The 16,469-nt window shown below is 71.7% G+C and carries 20 protein-coding genes and 1 pseudogene; 9 read left to right on the top strand and 12 right to left on the bottom strand.

Annotated elements, in window-relative coordinates:
* Together ABZY33_RS34290 and ABZY33_RS34285 are read right to left on the bottom strand one after the other, a co-directional pair.
* On the bottom strand, window positions 1–184 hold a 184-nt coding region (locus ABZY33_RS34290; RefSeq protein ID WP_356495630.1), incomplete at its 3' end, for a hypothetical protein.
* A 104-nt stretch (window positions 185–288) separates the two neighbouring features.
* Window positions 289–1,065: a class I SAM-dependent methyltransferase gene (locus tag ABZY33_RS34285; RefSeq protein ID WP_356495629.1), complete on the bottom strand. Its 777-nt coding sequence runs from the start codon at window positions 1,063–1,065 to the stop codon at window positions 289–291.
* Window positions 1,066–1,179: 114 nt separating this feature from the next.
* On the opposite strand from ABZY33_RS34285, the gene ABZY33_RS34280 reads away from it, so the two are divergent.
* The gene (locus ABZY33_RS34280; protein WP_356495628.1) at window positions 1,180–1,809 is read left to right on the top strand and encodes a CGNR zinc finger domain-containing protein; all 630 of its coding nucleotides are present in this window, start codon (window positions 1,180–1,182) and stop codon (window positions 1,807–1,809) included.
* Here the strand turns inward: ABZY33_RS34280 and sodX are convergent.
* Window positions 1,713–2,156, bottom strand: coding sequence for a nickel-type superoxide dismutase maturation protease (sodX, locus tag ABZY33_RS34275; RefSeq protein WP_356495627.1), 444 nt, complete (start codon window positions 2,154–2,156; stop codon window positions 1,713–1,715). The genes ABZY33_RS34280 and sodX overlap by 97 nt on opposite strands.
* 158 nt (window positions 2,157–2,314) lie before the next feature.
* Between sodX and sodN the strand changes: the two genes are divergently transcribed.
* On the top strand, window positions 2,315–2,710 hold the full coding sequence (sodN, locus tag ABZY33_RS34270) for a superoxide dismutase, Ni (protein WP_356495626.1): 396 nt from the start codon (window positions 2,315–2,317) through the stop codon (window positions 2,708–2,710).
* 142 nt (window positions 2,711–2,852) lie between these two features.
* Window positions 2,853–3,674: a hypothetical protein gene (locus ABZY33_RS34265; protein WP_356495625.1), complete on the top strand. Its 822-nt coding sequence runs from the start codon at window positions 2,853–2,855 to the stop codon at window positions 3,672–3,674.
* 33 nt (window positions 3,675–3,707) lie between these two features.
* Here the strand turns inward: ABZY33_RS34265 and ABZY33_RS34260 are convergent, their stop codons facing one another.
* The 8 genes and pseudogenes from ABZY33_RS34260 to ABZY33_RS34225 form a co-directional block, all read right to left on the bottom strand.
* Entirely contained in the window at window positions 3,708–4,634 is a 927-nt protein-coding gene (locus ABZY33_RS34260) for a hypothetical protein (RefSeq protein ID WP_356495624.1), read from the bottom strand.
* Entirely contained in the window at window positions 4,631–5,179 is a 549-nt protein-coding gene (locus ABZY33_RS34255) for a sugar O-acetyltransferase (protein ID WP_356495631.1), read from the bottom strand. The genes ABZY33_RS34260 and ABZY33_RS34255 overlap by 4 nt, the downstream gene beginning before the upstream one ends.
* 33 nt (window positions 5,180–5,212) lie before the next feature.
* A pseudogene (locus ABZY33_RS34250) lies at window positions 5,213–5,533 on the bottom strand (DUF952 domain-containing protein); the annotation flags it as partial.
* A 61-nt stretch (window positions 5,534–5,594) separates the two neighbouring features.
* Window positions 5,595–6,011, bottom strand: a complete 417-nt coding sequence (locus ABZY33_RS34245) for a YciI family protein (RefSeq protein ID WP_356495623.1) — start codon at window positions 6,009–6,011, stop codon at window positions 5,595–5,597.
* Between the two features lie 82 nt (window positions 6,012–6,093).
* A complete protein-coding gene (locus ABZY33_RS34240) occupies window positions 6,094–6,690 on the bottom strand; it encodes a dihydrofolate reductase family protein (RefSeq protein WP_356495622.1) in 597 nt (198 codons plus the stop codon).
* Between the two features lie 164 nt (window positions 6,691–6,854).
* Complete coding sequence (locus ABZY33_RS34235) at window positions 6,855–7,502, bottom strand: GNAT family N-acetyltransferase (RefSeq protein ID WP_356495621.1); 648 nt, start codon at window positions 7,500–7,502, stop codon at window positions 6,855–6,857.
* 290 nt (window positions 7,503–7,792) lie between these two features.
* Entirely contained in the window at window positions 7,793–8,836 is a 1,044-nt protein-coding gene (locus ABZY33_RS34230; RefSeq protein WP_356495620.1) for a family 2 encapsulin nanocompartment cargo protein polyprenyl transferase, read from the bottom strand.
* A 361-nt stretch (window positions 8,837–9,197) separates the two neighbouring features.
* Entirely contained in the window at window positions 9,198–10,604 is a 1,407-nt protein-coding gene (locus tag ABZY33_RS34225; protein WP_356495619.1) for a family 2B encapsulin nanocompartment shell protein, read from the bottom strand.
* Window positions 10,605–10,790: 186 nt separating this feature from the next.
* On the opposite strand from ABZY33_RS34225, the gene ABZY33_RS34220 reads away from it, so the two are divergent.
* The 3 genes from ABZY33_RS34220 to ABZY33_RS34210 all read left to right on the top strand — a co-directional run bounded on the left by ABZY33_RS34220 (window position 10,791) and on the right by ABZY33_RS34210 (window position 12,765).
* Window positions 10,791–11,024: a hypothetical protein gene (locus ABZY33_RS34220; RefSeq protein WP_356495618.1), complete on the top strand. Its 234-nt coding sequence runs from the start codon at window positions 10,791–10,793 to the stop codon at window positions 11,022–11,024.
* Window positions 11,025–11,167: 143 nt separating this feature from the next.
* Complete coding sequence (locus ABZY33_RS34215) at window positions 11,168–11,758, top strand: N-acetylmuramoyl-L-alanine amidase (protein ID WP_356495617.1); 591 nt, start codon at window positions 11,168–11,170, stop codon at window positions 11,756–11,758.
* A gap of 65 nt (window positions 11,759–11,823) precedes the next feature.
* Window positions 11,824–12,765 carry a pyridoxal-phosphate dependent enzyme gene (locus ABZY33_RS34210; protein ID WP_356495616.1) on the top strand — a complete coding sequence of 314 codons (942 nt, stop codon included), beginning with the start codon at window positions 11,824–11,826 and terminating at the stop codon, window positions 12,763–12,765.
* On the opposite strand, the gene ABZY33_RS34205 is transcribed toward ABZY33_RS34210, so the two are convergent.
* Complete coding sequence (locus tag ABZY33_RS34205; protein WP_356495615.1) at window positions 12,744–14,342, bottom strand: Na+/H+ antiporter; 1,599 nt, start codon at window positions 14,340–14,342, stop codon at window positions 12,744–12,746. The genes ABZY33_RS34210 and ABZY33_RS34205 overlap by 22 nt on opposite strands.
* Before the next feature lie 49 nt (window positions 14,343–14,391).
* Here ABZY33_RS34205 and ABZY33_RS34200 point away from each other — a divergent pair, with 49 nt between their 5' ends.
* The 3 genes from ABZY33_RS34200 (at window position 14,392) to ABZY33_RS34190 (ending at window position 16,351) form a co-directional block, all read left to right on the top strand.
* Window positions 14,392–14,652, top strand: coding sequence for a UBP-type zinc finger domain-containing protein (locus ABZY33_RS34200; RefSeq protein ID WP_356495614.1), 261 nt, complete (start codon window positions 14,392–14,394; stop codon window positions 14,650–14,652).
* A gap of 263 nt (window positions 14,653–14,915) precedes the next feature.
* A complete protein-coding gene (locus tag ABZY33_RS34195; RefSeq protein ID WP_324776127.1) occupies window positions 14,916–15,329 on the top strand; it encodes an anti-sigma regulatory factor in 414 nt (137 codons plus the stop codon).
* A complete protein-coding gene (locus ABZY33_RS34190; RefSeq protein WP_356495613.1) occupies window positions 15,326–16,351 on the top strand; it encodes an RNA polymerase sigma factor SigF in 1,026 nt (341 codons plus the stop codon). The genes ABZY33_RS34195 and ABZY33_RS34190 overlap by 4 nt, the downstream gene beginning before the upstream one ends.
* The last annotated feature ends 118 nt before the right edge of the window (window positions 16,352–16,469 follow it).

Raw genomic sequence — 16,469 nt, 5'->3', positions numbered from 1 at the left:
CGATGCGGTGCTGCTTGCGCAGGATCTTGCCTTCGCCTGCACGCATGTTCTTCTGGAGGACGGACACGCGGTTGGTCTCCTTGCCGGTCGGCCCGGGGTCAAGACCCCGGGCGCCCCCTCTGTCCCGGTTCGTGCACGGGTGCGGCTGCCGTCGTGGCTGGTCGCAGCCGGGAACGGGGCGCACGCAGTGCGCCTTGCAGGGGCGCGGGGAACTGCGCGACCAGCCCCCACCAACCGGCACCCGACGACGAACCACTGCGCACCGCACCCGGCACCCAGGCGGACGCGTCACCGCAACGCAAGAACCATCGCGTCGGACGGCGACCCCCACACCACCCGGGCCTCCCCGAACCCGGCCCCGCGAAGCGCCTCCGCATGCCAGCCCGCCGACGGCACGTCCCCGTCCGCGTGCTCCCCGTAGATCTCGAAGCGCCGCGCGGTCGGCCCGGCGAGGGCAGGATCCTGCGCGGCCAGCGCCCACCACGCGGCCCAGTCGAGCGCTCCGTCCGCCTTGGCCGCGTCCATCCGCGCGTGTCGCAGCGCCCGCTCCGCGGCATTGATCCGCGGCGTCGCCTCGTCCACCATGTGGTCCGCGTTCATGAAGACGCCGCCGTCGCGGACGAGCCCGGCGAGCTGACCGTAGAGCGTCGCGAGGGGAGCGGAGTGCAGCCAGTGCAGCGCGGTGGCGGTGAGCACGGCGTCGTACGACGCGTGCGGCAGCGCCCGTGTCCACTGCGGGTCCTTGAGGTCGGCCGTCACGAAGCGGACGCGCTCGTCCCCCTCGAACGTGCCCCGGGCGATGGCGAGCAGCGCCGGGTCCAGGTCGACCCCGACGCTGGTGGCCTCCGGGAAGCGCGTGAGCAGCCGGTCGGTGATGCTGCCGGTGCCGCACGCGAGGTCGAGCACCCGTGGCGCGCGGCCCACGCACGCCTCGACCATGTCGAGCATCACCCGCAGCCGCTCCTCGCGGTCGGGCATGTACCACTCCTGCTGCCGGTCCCAGCTGTGCTGCCAGGCCCGCCAGTCGGTGGTGCGGCCGGTCTCCGCCGCGGTCGTGTCGGTCATGAAAAGCCCTCCCGTTGCGTGCATGGAAGTCTCCGGGTGCGTAATACCCTGAAACGACAAGCGAGCATTACCTCAGTCGACCCTGACGATAGACCGCCCCGGTAAGGACTACAAGTGGAACTGGCCTATTACTCGGACTACGCCGTGCGCCTCGTCAACACCGAGGAGCCCGTCCGCGGCAAGGACCATCTGACCTCGGTGGATGCCGTGCGCGGCCTGTTCGGCAGCAATCAGGAGGCGGCCCGCCGCGCGGCCGACGCCGACCTGACCCGCTTCCGGAGCGTCCGGGGCCGGCTGCGCGCGGTGTTCGAGGCGGCCGACGCCGGCGACGAGACGCTCGCGGTGAACCTGCTCAACTCGCTCCTGCTGGAGTTCCCGGTCAGCCCGCAGATCTCCGGGCACAACCACCGCGACGACGACGGCCGTCCGCTGTGGCACATGCACCTGGCCGACCACCCCTCGAACGCGACCGCCGGCTACGCCGCCATCGCCGCCATGGGACTGGCCTTCCACCTCACCGAGTACGGCGTGGACCGGCTGGGCCTGTGCGAGGCGGCCCCGTGCCGCAACGCGTACCTGGACACCTCCACCAACCGCTCCCGGCGCTACTGCTCCGACCGGTGCGCGACCCGCGCCAACGTCGCCGCCTACCGCGCGCGGAAGCGCCTGGAGGCCGACCGGTCGCTGAGCACGGGCCGCACGGCGGCCAACGCCCAGGACAGCACCGCCGCCACCGACCGCTGACCCTCGCCCTCGGCCCACGGCCGGCGCCGCCGCAGCCGCCCGCGGACCTTGGCGAGCACCAGCTCGTCCGGCACCACCCCGTACACGGTGCTGTCGCCGCCGGCTCCCGGGCTGTCCCCGAGCACCCACCAGCCGCCGTCGCGCCGCTCGGCGATCCGCTTCACGACGAGCAGGTCCTGCTGGAACGGGTGGCGCAGCACGACCACGTCCCCCGGCCGCACCCGCGCGCCGTACTGCACCAGCATCCAGTCACCGTGGTACAGCGTCGGCACCATCGAGGGCCCGTCCACCTCGATGAACTGAAACGGCACTCTGGCCCCGCGCGCCTCGTCGATCGCCTCGGGCATCAGCCGACCTCCCCGGATTCCGTCCGTCGGTCCCATCCTCCACCAGTCCCAGTGTCACCCTGGACTTTTGGCCTAAGCCCCCGGGGGCACCCGCGAAAACACCTTCTGCACGGAGTAATGTCCCACCTGAGAAGACGATCACGAGGAAGGACAGCAACATGCTTTCCCGCCTGTTCGCCCCCAAGGTGAAGGCCAGCGCTCACTGCGACCTCCCCTGCGGCGTGTACGACCCGGCCCAGGCCCGCATCGAGGCCGAGTCGGTCAAGGCCGTCCAGGAGAAGATGGCCGGCAACGACGACGCGCACTACCAGGCCCGCGCCACGGTCATCAAGGAGCAGCGCGCCGAGCTGGCCAAGCACCACGTCTCGGTGCTGTGGAGCGACTACTTCAAGCCGCCGCACTTCGAGAAGTACCCGGAGCTGCACCAGCTGGTCAACGACACCCTGAAGGCCCTCTCGGCCGCCAAGGCGTCGACCGACCCGGCCACCGGCCAGAAGGCGCTGGACTACATCGCCCAGATCGACAAGATCTTCTGGGAGACCAAGAAGGCCTGATCCAGGCCCTGATACACCCGGTTCAGGTGACCGGCGGGCGGTGCACCCCCGCGGGCCCCGGACCATCCGAAGGGGCCCGGCCGACGAACTCGGCCGGGCCCCTTCGGCGTAGCATCCGCTCTCCCGCCCTCCAGGAGTCACCGTGTCCCGGCCCCGCGTCCTCTACGTGACCGACCTGGCCTACCAGGCCCGTGGCCGGCGCTACTGCGACGAGGACATCTTCCTGACGTCGCGGCTGCGCGCCGCGTTCGACCTCGCGCTGTGCCACCCCCGGGACGCGGCCCGGCTGATGGACGGTTTCGATGTGGTCGTGGTCCGCAACAGCGGCCCCGTCCTCGGCTACCAGGACGCCTACGACGCGTTCCGCGCCCAGGCCCTGGAGCGCGGCACGAGGGTCTACAACCCGCTCACCGGCCGCGCCGACATGGCCGGCAAGCGGTACCTGCCGGAGCTGACCGCGGCCGGGTACCCGGTGATCCCGGCGGCCGACCGCGCCGCCGACCTCGGCCGGCTCCCCGCGGCCGACGCGTACGTGGTGAAACCGGTGTGGGGAGCGGACTCGGCGGGCCTGCGCGTCGTCCCCCCGGCCGAGCTGCCCGGACTGCCGTACGCGGACGGCCTGTTGGTGCAGCCGTTCATCGACTTCCAGTACGAGGTCTCCTTCTACTTCGTCGACGACGCCCTGCTGTACGCCCTGCACGCCCCGGACCCGGAGCGCCGCTGGGAGCTGCGGCCCTACGAACCGACCGCGGCGGACCGGGAGTTCGCCCACCGCTTCGTCGCGTGGAACGCCCTCCCCTACGGCATCCAACGCGTCGACGCCTGCCGCACCCGGGAGGGCGACCTCCTCCTGGTCGAGCTGGAGGACCTGAATCCCTACCTCTCGCTCGACCTGCTGGACGAGGCGGCGCGGGAGGCGTTCGTGGCGGCGATGACGGCGTCGGTGCGCGGCGCCGCCCGTTGAGGAGCAGCTCTCAGGTCCGTTGCGGAGCAGCCCTCAGGCGGTCCTCAGTACGGCGCGCGCGTGGGCGAGCAGCCGGTCCCGGTCGGCGCGAACGGTCGCGAACTCCGCTTGGTGCAGCGCCAGTTCCCGCCGCTGGAGGCGGCGCGTCACCGACCACCACACGCCGCCCGTGTTGTGGGCGCGCTTGCACGCGACGTCGGCGACGGCCGTGCCCCGCTCGGTGGCGGAGCGCGTGGTGTTGCCGTCCTGGCCACGCCCCCAGGCCCGGTCACCGAAGGCCTGGTCCGGGTCGGCGTACCGCTTGAAGCCCTTGCCGGTCACGCACGCGGCCCAGGTCTCGTAGGCGCGGCGCAGCCTCGGAACGCGTGCGGCCAGTCTGCTCACTGCGGCCTCGCGCTCGGGGACGTAGGACCACATGCGCTCCCGGTCCGCGGTCCCGCGCTCCAGCGTCCGGTCCGCCTCCCCCTCGCAGCCGGTGCGGTCGCCCTGCGGGTCGCCGTAGTAGACGTCGGACTCCTCGGCGGTCATCATCCGCCCGGTGGGTTCGGGCGGGGCGAGCGACGCCGCCGGGTCCTGGCCGTAGCCCCAGCGCCGCGCCTGCTCCAGGTCGAGGAGGCCCACCGGGCCCGTGGCCACGGCGACCATGACGGTGGTGTGCGTGACGGCCATCGTCCGGATCCCCGGATCGCGCGGGAAGCCGGCGAAGCCGTGCCGGACCATGCAGCGCTGCGCGAGCACCCGTCGCGCGGAGTCCACCTCGTCGTAGGCCCTCGCGTCACCACCGTCGAACGCGTACGCGTCCAGCGGCAGGGCGGGCATCTCCTCGTCCGTCCACACGATGGGCGTCCCGTCCGCCCAGGCCTTCGCGTGCCCGCCGGACCTTCCGGCGCCCGCGTCTCCCGCGACGAGCACGGCCACCGCCACCGCGACGACCGCGCCCGCTACCCCCCGGCGTCTCACTCCGTGCTCTCCCCGATCTTCCGCACGACCCGCGCCGGATTGCCCACGGCGACCACGTCCGGCGGCAGGTCGCGGGTGACGACGGCGCCCGCGCCGACGACCGTGTTCGCGCCGATCGTCACGCCGGGACAGACGATGACGCCACCGCCCAGCCACACGTTGTCACCGATCGTGATGGGCTCGGCCGCCTCCCACTTGGCGCGCCGCGGCTCGGGGTCGACCGGGTGCGTGGGGGTGAGCAGCTGGACGTTCGGGCCGATCTGCACGTCCTCGCCGATCCGGATCGGTGCCACGTCCAGCATGACCGCGCCGTGATTGACGAACGTCCGCGCGCCGATGCTGATGTACTGCCCGTAGTCGACGGCGAGCGGCGGCCGCACCACGACGTCCTCACCCACCGCGCCGAGCAGTGCGCGCAGCAGGGCGCCGCGCGCGGGCAGATCGGTGACGCTGCTCGCGTTGTAGCGCTCGGCCAGCTCGGCACCGCGCAGCGCGTCGGCGGTCAGCTCGGGGTCGTCGGCGAGGTAGAGGTCACCGGCGAGCATGCGCTCCTTCTGGCTACGGGGCTCGGGACGCGGCCACGCCCGCACCTCGGTCACCGCGTCGAGCGGCAACGGCCCGTAGAGGTGCGGGAACTCCTCCCCGCCGGGCACGCCGGGCTCGACACGGACCGGCACATCCAGCCGGGCCGGGTCCACGACCAGGACCACCAGGTCACCGGGGGCGGGCTCGGTCCCGTACAGCAGCTCGGCGACCCCGCGCAGCTGGTGCGGGAACGAGCAGTGGATGAACCCGACCTCCTGGAGCGTCTTGCCGCGGGTCGACATCGTGTACGCCCCGGTGGCCCGGGCGCTCTCCCACAGGGCGCGTTCGGTGATGTGGAGCAGTTCGATGGTCATGCGGTCAATGTATGAGCCAGGGCGAGCGGGGTGCGCGCCGGGACGCGGGCGCCGCCCTCCCTCAGCGCATGTCCCCGCCGCCCTCCATGATCGGCCGGATGGTGACGGGGTGGTTGGTCACGCCCTCGGGCCCGGGGCACTGGAGGATCCGCTCGGCGATCTCGGTGACCCGCTCCAGGCTCGCGCAGTCCAGCACCCAGTAGCCGCACAGGAGTTCCTCGGTGTCCCCGTACGGACCGTCGCTGCTCACCGGTCGCCCGTCGGCGCCGAGGGCGACGGTCCTGGCCCGCGCGGGCTCGGACAGACCCTGCCCGTCGACCATCTCACCGGTCTCGGTCAGGTCGCCGTTGAGCTTCTCCATGAAGGAGTACATGGCTCGCAGGTCCTTCTCGCCCCAGGCCGGGCCGGCCCCGGACGCCTTGCCGCGCATGGCCTCGTACTCCGCCTGCGACGCCTGGATCATCACCAGATACTTCATGGCTCCACGCTCCTTCGACGCGGCCGCCCGCCCGGCTCCGCACGCGGACGCCCTTCGCGGAATCCAGTCTGACAGCGAACCGCTACCGCTTCCTGCTGTACCGGCGCACGACCGCGCCATTGCCGAACGTGCGGTTCTCCGCGAGGTCGAACCGCCCCAGGCCGTACGCCCGCCCCGCCCCACCCGCGAACATCGGCATGCCGGTCCCGAGCATCAGCGGGTACGTCTTGATCACCAGCTCGTCGATCTCGTCCGCGAGCAGCCCGGCCAGCTGCGCGCCCCCGCACAGCCAGATCCCCAGCTCCCCGTCCTCGGCCTTGAGCTCCCGTACCTTGCCGATCACGTCGTCGTGGATCAGCTCGACGTGCGGGTGCGGGGACTCGTCGAGCGTGCGCGTCGCGACGTACTCGCGCAGATGCCCGTACGGGCTGGGGAAACCGGCGTCGATACCGACCTGGTAGCTGCCGCGCCCCTGGATCACGGTGTCGTACTTCTTGTTCGCCAGCCCGTCCAGGCCGAGGAGCCTGCGGCCTTCCGTAGAGATGGTCTCCGGATACTCCTCCTGCAGGAACCCCAGGAACTCCTCGTCGACGAACGACATGAACAGCGTCCCGTCCCCGGACTCGTCCCCGATGAAGCCATCGATGGAAACGGCGACGAAGTACGTGAGCTTGCGCAAACCGGTCTCTTTTCGTGGACGACAGGCAGCTCGATGACCACCCTGGAACCACTCCAGTTATAGTACTTCAGTCGCAGTGGTTGCAAGGTGGCGCGAGGGGACGGTTCGGTCTTCGAGGATTTCGTGCCGCGCCGGCAGTCGGCAGGGCCGCCCGGACGTCAGCGTCACATGGTCTGCGGCTCCCGCCACATGGGCCACAGGGCGGGCCCGCCCGGCAGGTCGACCGCGGTGCCGGTGAAGACGAAACCCAGCCGCTCGTACAGGGCCCGGCTGCGGGCATTGCTCGCCTCCAGATACGCGGGCAGCCCCTCCCGGTCGCACCGCTCCAGCACCGGCGCCATCAACGCCGTCCCGAGCCCCTCACCCTGCCGCTCCGGCCGTACGCCGATCATCCACAGGTAGGCATGCGCACGCCCCGTAGGATGCGCGGCCTCCGTCAACCTGCCTATCTGCTCGACCCGCTCGTTGTCCGGATCGACCGCGGCCCGCAACTGCGCGGGACCGTCTTCCGCGCCCTCCCCCCTGTCCTCAGCCCCACTGGAACCACCACTGGTGTCGGCGTCCGCATCCTCCGGGTCCGCCGGAACGTCCATCCACAGCGCGACCGCCGACCCGTCCTCCGCCAGGTCGATGTACCCCTCGGCGAACGTCACATCGGTGAACGCCCCCATCAGCCCCGCGTGCCGCGCCCGCCGGTGCTCCGCCCCGGGAAACACCCAGCTGCTGACCGGATCGTCCCTGAACGCCTCGTCGAGCAGCCCCACGACGAAATCCCGGTCGCTCCGCCGCGCCCGCCGAATCTCCACACCCATCCCGGATCCCCTCGCCCACCGCTCCCACCGGCCGGCCTCGCCGTCCGGCCCAACCGGCCTGCCCTGGCCGGTCGTCGGCAGCCTAAGCGATCACTCGGCACGGGGGTACGAGCCTTGCACCGGGTGCCGGGAGCCGGGTGCCCGTGCCCCGGGCTCCCGGCTCGGGGGGAGGCGAGAATCCGCCCTCTCTCACCGCCGAGGCGCCCCTCGCTCTCCCCCCTCTCACTCCCGCCCGCGCACCACCCCCGCGATCCGGGCCACGCCCCTCCTCCCCCTCACCGCGGCGCCCTTCAATACCCCCGCCGCGTCACGAACTCCGCCAGCGACAACAACCCACCCGCCCTCTCCGGCGCCGGTACCGCCCGCGCCAACTCGTGCAGCGCCCGCGCCATCTCGTCCGAGGCCCGCTCCTGCGCCCAGTCCCGGCCCCCGGCCCGCTCGACCGCCAGTGCGATGGCCTCCAGTTCGGCCCGGCCCTCCTTCTCTGGTCCCGGTGGCCCGTACAACGCGGCCAGTTCCTGCGCCGCCGGGGAGCCGGAGGCGAGCGCCGCGACGACCGGCAGGGACTTCTTGCGGATGGCCAGGTCGGCCCCGGCCGGTTTGCCGGTGCGGGCCGATTCGCCCCAGATGCCGATCACGTCGTCGATGAGCTGGAAGGCGAGCCCCGCCGCCCGGCCGAACGCGTCGAGCGCCTCGACCTCCTCCTCGTCCGCCCCCGCCAACAACCCGCCGATCGCACACGCGCAGCCGAGGAGCGCCCCCGTCTTGGCCTCCGCCATCGTCAGGGTCTCCTCCAGCGTCACCTCCCTCGGATCACGCGACTCCAGAGCCACATCCATCGACTGGCCCGCGCACAGTTCCACGACACAGGCGGCGAGCCGGGCCACCGCCGCCGGAGCCGCCGGATGCGGGTCCTCCACGAGCAACCGCTGGGCCTGGGCCTGCAACGCGTCGCCGGCCAGGATCGCGTCGGCGTCCCCGAACACCGTCCACGCGGTCGGCCGGTGCCTGCGCGTGGGGTCCCGGTCCAGGACGTCGTCGTGGAGCAGCGTGAAGTTGTGCGTCAACTCCACGGCCGTCGCCGCCCGCACGGCGGCCTCGGGCCGCCCCCCGAGGGCCCGCGCCGCTGCCAGGACGAGAGCCGGCCGTACGGCCTTCCCGCCACTGCCCACCGCGGGTGTGCCGTCCGCGTGCTGCCAGCCGAAGTGGTAGAGCGCGACACGGCGTACGGGGTGCGGCAGGGCGTCGACGGACCGGCGCAACTCGGGGTCGACCCGCGCCCTGGCCTCCGCCAGGATCGCCTCGGCCTCCTGCGTCTCGGACGCACCCCGCACCGCCTGGGCCCCCCGGCCCCGTGGTTCCTTCCGACCGGCACCCCTCTCCTGCTGCCCCGGCAGGACCGGAGCGCCCAGCACCCCCGACTCACCCGGCACAACCCGCTCGCCCGGCGCCGCGGGGCCGCCCGGGGGCGCCGCCCCTCCAGTCCCGGCGGGCCCCCGCACCGCCTCCGCCCGTACGGTGGACGCCACCGCGTGCGGCTCGACAGGCTCTCCGGCCGCTCGCGTCTCCGTCGTCTGCCTCACGGGTTCACCCCGGCAAGGGCGCGGACGGCGGCGGGCCCGCGGTCACCGGCCGCGTACTCGCGGGGTGTCCCCGCCCTCGCGGGCGGGAACACGGCGTGCCGGCAGCGGGACGTCACTGCCACCGGCCGATCTCGACGTTCTCCAGGACCCCGACCGCGTCCGGCACCAGGATCGCCGCCGAGTAGTAGGTGGTCACCAGGTACGAGATGATCGCCTGCTCGCTGATGCCCATGAACCGGACCGACAGGCTCGGCTCGATCTCGTCCGGGATGCCGGTCTGGCGCAGTCCGATGACGCCTTGCTCCTCCTCACCGGTACGCATGCAGATGATGGAGGTGGTCCGCGCCTCCGAGACGGGGATCTTGCCGCACGGGTAGATCGGCACACCGCGCCAGGTCGGGATGCGGTGCCCGCCCACGTCGATGCTCTCGGGGACCAGGCCTCGCTTGTTGCACTCCCGGCCGAACGCGGCGATCGCCTTCGGGTGCGCCAGGAACAGCTTGGAGCCGCGCCGCCTGCTGAGCAGCTCGTCCATGTCGTCGGGGGTCGGCGCGCCGGCGTGCGGCTGGAGCCGCTGGTCGTACTCGCAGTTGTTGAGCAGTCCGAAGTCCGCGTTGTTGACCAGCTCGTACTCCTGGCGCTCCTTCAACGCCTCGACCGTCAGCCGGAGCTGGTGCTCCGTCTGGTTCATCGGCTGGTTGTACAGGTCCGCCACGCGGGTGTGGATGCGCAGCACGGTCTGCGCGACGCTCAGCTCGTACTCCCGCGGCGCCGACTCGTAGTCGACGAACGTGCCGGGCAGCACGGCCTCGCCGACATGGCCCGCGGAGAGGTCGATCTCCTTCTCGCCGTAGTTGTTGGCGCGCTGGGCCGGGATCGAACGCACCTGCTGGATGTGGTCGCGCAGCGGCTCGGAGCGCTCCGCGACCTGCTCCAGGTCGGCGCGGGGCAGGGTGAGCACCGTGCACGCGGTGACCGCGCGGGCCGTGTAGTCCCAGATGCTGTCCGAGTCGAGGAGGGCCTCGTCACCGAAGTACGCGCCGTCGGCCAGGACGCCGAGCACCGCGTCGTCGCCGTACGGTCCCGTCCCGATCTTCTCCACGCGGCCGTGCGCGAGCAGGAACACCTCGTCCGCCTGGTTGCCGAACGAGGCGAGCACCTCGCCGGGCGCGAACTCCCGCTGTGTGCACCGCTGGGCCAGCTCGCCGAGGACGTCGGAGTCCTCGAACCCCCGGAGCGTCGGCAGCTCCCCCAGCTCCGCGGGGATGACCCGGACCTGGTCCCCGGTCTTGACGAACGTGATGCGTCCGTCCCCGACCGAGTAGCTCAGCCTCCGGTTCACCCGGTACGTGCCACCCTGCACGTTCACCCAGGGCAGCGTCCGCAGCAGCCAGCGGGAGCTGATCTCCTGCATCTGCGGCACGGACTTGGTGGTGGTGGCCAGATTCCGCGCGGCGGATGTGCCGAGGCTTTTCTGCCCCCCGGCCTGTTCCGAGCGGACCTCTTCGCCTACCGACATGGATTTCCTCCTGATCACGGACCGACCTGCGAGGAGAAGCCTTCCAGCACGGTCCGTGCTCGCGCCATTACACAAACGAGGGGGAATGGATCTCGTCCGGACGGGGCATGGGCGGCGTTTTTCCGGAACTCGGCGCGGCCGGCGGGCGTTGACCGGAAAACGACGGCAGCTGATGAGGAGACGACCATGGCGGGCTTCCTGGACCGTGCCAAGGAGCAGGCGCAGCGCGGCCTGACGCAGGGCAAGCAGAAGCTGGACGACGTGCAGGCGCAGCGGGCCGGCGGCGACCTGCTGAAGCGGCTGGGCGCGGCGTACTACGAGGAGCGCAAGGGCACCGGCACCCCGGACGCCACGCAGCGGGCGGTGCAGGCGCTGGAGGCGCACATCGCCACGCACGGGGACGGTTTCCTGCACGGCTGAGGCCGGTGCGGGAGGCCGCGCGGGGCTGCAGTGCTGTGTGTGTGCGACGGGTGAACGGGTAGTGCGGGCACGGCGGTTCGGGTAAGAGCAGCGGTACGAGACGGTGCGCGACGGGCGGCCGTCGCGCCCGTGAGGAGTCCGTCATGGCCTCACCCATGTCCGCCGGCAGTTTTCTCGCCGCTCTCCGGCACGAGGGTCTGACGGTCGTCGAAGTCGGCGACTGGGAGCACCACAACCGCAACCACAAGGGCGCCTGGGGCCCGATGAACGGTGTGATGATCCACCACACCGTCACCTCGGGCAGCGCCGACACGGTCCGTATCTGCCGGGACGGTCACCCGGACCTGCCCGGTCCGCTGTGCCATGGCGTCATCACGAAGGACGGCCGGGTCCACCTGGTGGGCTACGGGCGGGCGAACCACGCGGGCCTCGGTGACGACGACGTCCTGCGCGCCGTCATCGCGGAGAAGGCGCTGCCGCACGACAACGAGGCGAACACGGACGGGAACAGCCGCTTCTACGGCTTCGAGTGCGAGAACCTCGGCGACGGCGAGGACCCGTGGCCTGCGGTCCAGCTGGAGGCCATCGAGAAGGCGGCCGCGGCGGTCTGCCGTCATCACGGCTGGACGGAGCGGTCGGTCATCGGCCACCTGGAGTGGCAGCCCGGGAAGATCGACCCGAAGGGCTTCACGATGGCGTCGATGCGTGGGCGCATCCGCGACCGGCTCAAGTAAGCGACCACGCCGCGGTCGGTTCGGTAGGCGACCACGCCACGACCGGACAGCAAAGATCCGGGCTCGTGTCCGACAATGAGCGGGTGCCCCGCCCGTCCACCGCCGCTCCGCGCCCCCGCCTGCCCTCGCCCCTCACCGAGGCCGACGACGCCCGCTTCGCGCGCCATGGCGTGCGTCTGCTGCTCAAACGGGACGACCTGATCCACCCGGACCTGATCGGCAACAAGTGGCGCAAGCTCGCCCCGAACCTGTCCGCGGCGCGGGGCCGCGCTCTCTTCACGTTCGGCGGCGCCTACTCGAACCACCTGCGGGCGACGGCCGCCGCCGGCCGTCTGCTGGGCGTGCCCACCTTCGGTGTCGTCCGCGGCCAGGAACTGGCCGGCCGGCCGCTCAATCCGTCCCTGTCCCGCTGTGCGGCCGACGGCATGCGACTGCACTTCATCGACAGATCGACATACCGGGAGAAGGACGATCCGCGGGTCCTGGCCGCGCTCCTCGACGACGCGGGCGTCCCTGACGCCTTGGTGCTCCCGGAGGGCGGCAGCAACGCACCTGCGGTGCGAGGCTGTGCGGACCTTGGCCGGGAACTGCGCGGCAGGGCCGATGTCGTCGCTCTCGCCGCCGGCACGGGCGGCACCCTCGCGGGGCTCGCGGCAGGGCTCGCGCTCGGCCAGCGTGCACTCGGCGTCTCCGTCCTGAAGGGCGGTTTCCTGTCGGCCGAGGTCCGCGCTCTACAGAGAGCGGCGTTCGGCGGTCCGCGCGGCGACTGGCGCGTCGAGGACCGCTTCCACTTCGGCGGTTACGCGCGCGTGCCCGCCGAACTGGTGTCGTTCGCCACCGACTTCGAGCAGCGTCACGGCCTGCCGGTCGAGCACCTCTATGTCGCCAAAATGCTCTACGCGCTGCACGCTCTTACGGAGGCGGGCACCTTCCCGCCGGGTACGACCGTGGCGGCCGTCATCACCGGAGCCCCCTTCGAGGGTGCTCAGTCGTCGACCTCCCGGTAGGCAGCGGCCTCCTCCAGGTCCAGCTTGCGCAGCAGGGTGCGCATCATCTCGTCGTCGATCCGCCGCTCGTCCCGCATCCGGACGAAGACCTCGCGTTCGGCGGCGATCGCCTCCCGCGCGAGTCTGCGGTACGTGTCGTCGGCGGACTCACCCGTCACGGCGTTGGGCTGGCCGAGCCGCTCCCAGACGGAGTTGCGGCGCCGTTCCAGAACGGTCTTCAGACGGTCCTGGAGCGGCTGGGGCAGACAGTTGCGCTCGTCCTGCATCAGGGCGTCCACGCGCTCCTCCGCGGCGGTGGAGGCGACGCTCTGCGCCTGCGCCTCCACCAGTGTCTCGGCCTGCACGTCGCGGCCCGGCAGCTTCAGGGCCTTGATCAGCGGCGGCAGGCTGAGTCCCTGCACGACCAGGGTGCCGATGACGGTGGTGAACGTCAGGAAGAGCACCAGGTTGCGCGCGGGGAACGGCGCGCCGGTCTCGGTGACGAGCGGGATGGAGAACGCGATGGCCAGGGACACCACCCCGCGCATCCCCGCCCAGCCCACGATCAATGGTCGCTTCCAGTCGGTGTCGCCCTCCCGCTCTCTGATGCGCGACGACAGGAACATCGGCAGGTAGGTGGCTGGATAGGACCAGACGAAGCGGACGACGACCACCAGGAAGAACACCGCGATCGCGTACCAGACCGCCTGCGCCACGCTGTATTCACCGAGGTCCTGCAGGACGACGCGCAACTGGAGGCCGATGAGGGCGAAGACCGAGGACTCCAGGATGAACGAGACGACCTTCCACACCGCGGCCTCTTGGAGGCGCGTCTCGAAGTCGACCTGCCACGAGCGGTGCCCGAGGTACAGGGCCACGGTCACGACGGCGAGGACCCCGGAGGCGCCCACTTGTTCCGCGGCCGCGTACGCGGCGAAGGGGATCAGCAGGGAGAGCGTGTTCTGCAGGATGGCTTCGGTGAGGTGCTTGCGCAGCCAGTGCAGCGGCACCATCAGGAGCAGCCCCACGCCGACGCCGCCGACCGCCGCCATCAGGAACTCGCGAATGCCGCCCGCCCAGCTCGCGCCCTCTCCCACGGCGGCGGCGAGCGCCACCTTGTAGGCGGTGATGGCGGTCGCGTCGTTCACCAGGGACTCGCCCTGGAGGATCGTGGTGAGCCGTGACGGCAGCCCCACCCGGCGCGCGATCGCGGTGGCGGCCACGGCGTCCGGCGGCGCGATCACCGCGCCCAGGACGAGCGCGGCCGTCAGCGGCAGGTCCGGGATCAGTTCGTAGGCGAGCCAGCCCACCGCCACCGTGGCGAACAGGACGTAGCCCACCGAGAGCAGCGCCACGGGCCGGACGTTGGCCCGCAGGTCGAGATAGGAACTCTCCAGGGCCGCGGTGTGCAGCAGGGGCGGCAGGATCAGCGGCAGCACGATGTGCGGGTCGAGCGCGTACTCGGGGATCCATGGCACATAGGAGGCCGCCAGGCCCACCGCGACCAGGAGGAGCGGTGCCGGCACCGGCGTCCTGCGGGCCGCTCCCGCCACCGCGGCGCTCGCCGCGATCAACCCCACCAGTGGCAATACGTCCATGCCCCGCTACCGCCGTCCTTCTCGCGCCGCCCGTCGTAACCTGGCAATCATGAACGAGTGCCCGCATGTCGACGCGCTGCCGCACCCCGAGCCCGCTCCGCTCAGCGAGGGCTGCCTGGAGTGTCTGGCCGTCGGCAGTCACCCTGTGCAACTACGGCTGTGTCTGGTCTGCGGCCATGTCGGCTGCTGCGATTCCTCGCCCTACAAGCACGCGACGGAGCACTACAAGGACACCGGCCATGCGGTGATGCGCACCTTCGAGCCTGGTGAGAGCTGGCGTTGGTGCTTTGTGGACATGACTCTGGTCTGAAATGGACGATCCGCACCCAGGTCGGGGTTCGACCGTTCAGCGCCTGGGTACGTCATCCCGGCGCCCCCTGTTTCCAATTGGGTACGCACGCCCTCTAGCCACTGTCCGTACCCGTAGGCTTACTATGAGTGACAGCACTGGGCCGGGGGTCCCCGGGACAGGAAAGTCAGGCGCGCGGTAGCGTCACCGCAGATATACGTGGCGCATCACCCGGGGGAGGACCTCCGGAGCCCGAAAGTGCTTGTACCACCTTGGAGGTGAGGGTGTCCCAGATCGCAGGAGAGCCCGGGAATCAGGACTTCGTGGAAGTCCGGCTGCCGGCTGCGGGTGCCTACCTGTCAGTGCTGCGGACGGCCACGGCCGGTCTCGCGGCACGCTTGGACTTCACCCTCGACGAGATCGAGGACCTGCGCATCGCGGTCGACGAGGCCTGCGCGATCCTGCTCCAGCAGGCCGTCGCCGGCTCCGTGCTCAGCTGCGTGTTCCGGCTCGTCGACGATTCGCTGGAGGTGACCGTCTCCGCCCCGACCACCGACGGCCGGGCCCCGGAGCGCGACACCTTCGCCTGGACTGTGCTGTCGGCCCTCGCGGGCCAGGTCGACTCCTCGGTGGCCGATGACAACACCGTCTCGATCAGCCTCTACAAGAAGCGCGGTGCGGGCCCCGGCCCGGCGTGATGAACGGGGGCGGGCCGGTGCGGGACGACAAGCGCGGCACACGGGACCTCCCGGCCGACGGCGCGGCGGGCGCGCGGCGGGTTGCCTCGGGCATCCCCGAGCAGCAGGCCCGGCCGCACCCGGAGGACCTGGAGGCCGACGTGCCACAGCAGGCAGCGCCGAACCCCGGGCCCGGGCATCGCGGGCGGTCTGGGGGATCGGACGTGCGACGGGCGGGATTGATGAGCGACCACGAGCGACACGGTGAGCAGCAGGGCCGGCACGACCCGCGGGACCGCAGCGGTGCGCGGGCGATGTTCATCGAGCTGCGCGCGCTGCCGGACGGCAGCCCCGAGTACGCGGAGATGCGCAACCGGCTCGTGCACATGCACCTGCCGCTGGTCGAGCACCTGGCACGCCGCTTCCGCAACCGCGGTGAGCCGCTGGACGACCTCACGCAGGTCGCCACCATCGGGCTGATCAAGTCCGTGGACCGGTTCGACCCGGAGCGCGGGGTGGAGTTCTCCACGTACGCGACGCCGACGGTCGTCGGTGAGATCAAGCGCCACTTCCGTGACAAGGGCTGGGCCGTGCGCGTACCGCGCCGCCTTCAGGAGCTGCGTCTCTCCTTGACGACGGCGACGGCCGAGCTGTCCCAGCGCCACGGCCGCTCCCCCACCGTCCATGAGCTGGCCGAGCGGCTCGCCATCTCGGAGGAGGAGGTCCTGGAGGGCCTGGAGTCGGCCAACGCGTACTCCACGCTGTCCCTGGACGTCCCGGACACGGACGACGAGTCCCCCGCGGTCGCCGACACCCTGGGCGCCGAGGACGAGGCGCTGGAGGGCGTCGAGTACCGCGAGTCCCTCAAGCCGCTCCTGGAGGATCTGCCGCCGCGCGAGAAGCGCATCCTGCTGCTGCGCTTCTTCGGGAACATGACGCAGTCGCAGATCGCCCAGGAGGTGGGCATCTCCCAGATGCACGTCTCGCGTCTGCTCGCCCGCACCCTGGCCCAGCTGCGCGAGAAGCTCCTCGTAGAGGAGTGACCCCCGCGAACGTGCGCACATGAAGGCGTGGGCGGCGTCGTCGTACCCGATGACGACCACCGTGACGGTCGGGTCCGGAGGGTCGGGGAGGGGTGCGGGGTTCGCGGAGTTCACGGGG

Source organism: Streptomyces sp. NPDC006552 (assembly GCF_040611655.1).
In the GTDB taxonomy this organism is placed as follows: Bacteria; Actinomycetota; Actinomycetes; order Streptomycetales; family Streptomycetaceae; genus Streptomyces.
This window is presented reverse-complemented; position numbering and strand designations above follow the sequence as displayed.